The organism is Lysinibacillus sp. GbtcB16, assembly GCF_019091145.1.
GTDB lineage: Bacteria > Bacillota > Bacilli > Bacillales_A > Planococcaceae > Lysinibacillus > Lysinibacillus fusiformis.
Window position 1 is genome coordinate 1 of sequence record NZ_JAGXJV010000044.1, and the last position, 2,120, is coordinate 2,120.

At 31.2% G+C, this 2,120-nt stretch carries 2 protein-coding genes; one reads left to right on the forward strand and one right to left on the reverse strand.

Going from position 1 to position 2,120, the window contains the following annotated elements; all coding sequences use genetic code 11:
* The first annotated feature begins 209 nt into the window (after positions 1-209).
* On the forward strand, positions 210-1,313 hold the full coding sequence (locus KVT27_RS23065) for a beta family protein (protein ID WP_180740658.1): 1,104 nt from the start codon (positions 210-212) through the stop codon (positions 1,311-1,313).
* On the opposite strand, the gene KVT27_RS23070 is transcribed toward KVT27_RS23065, so the two are convergent.
* Positions 1,258-1,845 carry a sce7726 family protein gene (locus KVT27_RS23070; protein ID WP_098558273.1) on the reverse strand — a complete coding sequence of 196 codons (588 nt, stop codon included), beginning with the start codon at positions 1,843-1,845 and terminating at the stop codon, positions 1,258-1,260. The two genes, KVT27_RS23065 and KVT27_RS23070, sit on opposite strands and share 56 nt — an antisense overlap.
* Positions 1,846-2,120 lie beyond the last annotated feature (275 nt).

The window sequence follows — 2,120 nt, forward strand, 5'->3', positions numbered from 1 at the left end:
TAGATAAATCAAGAAACAACATACAGTACCCTTTCCGTGGCAGATCTTATAACACTTTTATAATACATGTACATTCGGATATTTCTTATCAACTTTTCATCTGTTTTTTATCTTTTTTTTACAAACACTCTATTAATTTTGAAGGATTTTCCATATAAATGTCGAATTTTATAACCTTGAATTTATTTAAAAGAAGGGGTGTTTTAATTATGTCTGATAATCAATATTATGTACCCACTTTAAAATGGAAAAGAGGTGAAAGAAGAGCACTAGAAAGAATAGATTCTTCGGAACAACAAAAAATGATTCCTCTAATCGAAATACAACCTGTTCCTTTTGATCATAAAGCAGGTGATTTTAGTAAAACTATTGATGAGCACTTAGAAAATGTGGGAGCTCAATTAAAAGAAGTTTGGCACCAAAATACTCCAGTCTTCATTGATTTATATACATTATACGATAACGAGGATTTTGAAGATGATCTTCTACAAGATGGTCAGCACCCTGTAAAATTTGTGGTAAACTCTATTAATTCATTTGATATCCCTGCAATCCCAGTAACCGGAATTGACAGACCTGAAGAATTCCAAACTGCTGTCCGCTCTGTCAGTCAAAATGGTATTTGCATTCGTTTAACACAAAATGAATTATCAAATTTTCAAAAACTACGAAAAGAGTTAGAAGAACTATTAGCTTTCTTTAATGTTACTCATAATGAGGTAGACATCATATTAGACTACAAGCAAATCTATCCTAATCAAGAAGAATTAATTTATCAACATGTCTTGCTTACAATTGCACAATTCCCATTTCTAACTCAATGGCGTACTTTAACTCTTAGTATGACAAGTTTTCCAAAAAACCTTAATTCAATACCGACTAATTCTAATGGGGAACTTCCTAGAACAGAGTGGAAAATTTATAAAAGAATACATGATTGCGGGTTAGCTAGAATTCCGATTTTTGGAGATTATGGGATTTCACATCCAGATTTTGTAAATCTTGACCCACGGATTATTACAATGGCATCAAAAATTGTGTATAGTTATGATGATTTATATCTAATTTTTAGGGGCGGCAGTGTTAAAAAACATGGTTTTTCTCAATCTGTTCAATTAGCAAAAGATTTAATTTCCCTACCTCAATTTTGTGGAGCTGATTTTTCATTTGGTGATAATTATATCTATGAATGTGCAAATGGTGATGCAAAACCAGGGAATGCTGAAACATGGGTAATGGTTGGAGTAAATCATCACCTTACATTAGTAGCACGTGATCTCTCCAACCTTCGCGCTGTTTCAACTGTAAATTAACTAAATCTTTTAGTTCATTTATTTCAATTGTTTCAGCTAAATGCTCTAAAATAACTCTTTTAGGTTTGCTAAGATACCCTCTTTGCAAGCCTTTTTCTTTTAATATTTCTAGTGCTTCATCTTTCCATAAAAACTGACTAACTGCAAATGGATCAATTTTCTTATTAGCTCTTCCTTGCCTTAATTTTTTTAACTTTATTTCTCCATGTCGATTCCGTACAGAGATAATCCCCCACCATTTAGGAACCATTTTTTTCACATGCTCTAAGTAGTCTACTGCCACTACAATTGTAACTCTATCAAATACTTTGTTATAATATTCAATTTGCCTTGGTAATCGTTCTAACGTATCACTTTCACTTTTAATTTCATACCCATGCATAATTCCATTAACCACTGCTACATCAACTCTAGATTGCCCTTGACAGATTCCAAGTTCATTTATAATAATCGTGTCTGAACAATTGACATACTGTTCTTCAAGATATTTAAACAATTCCTCTCTCACATGGTAATCTTTTAATTTTTCCATTTATACCATCCCTTAATTTATTGTTCCGATTAGCATGTTAACATTAAATATATATATATTTCAACATCCCTGCTATAGTTCCTACTCAAAATGATATTTTATTATAAAGTGATTTATTCAAACGTAAACAACTCATTTTTATTAAAATAAGCAAATTCTAACTTACCTGCCTTAATCAGCGTACTCATATGTAATTCCGATACACCTTAAACCCTTGATGTAATAAAAAATTCATTTCTAATCAATCTAATCGTTTAACACATTTATACTAAGAT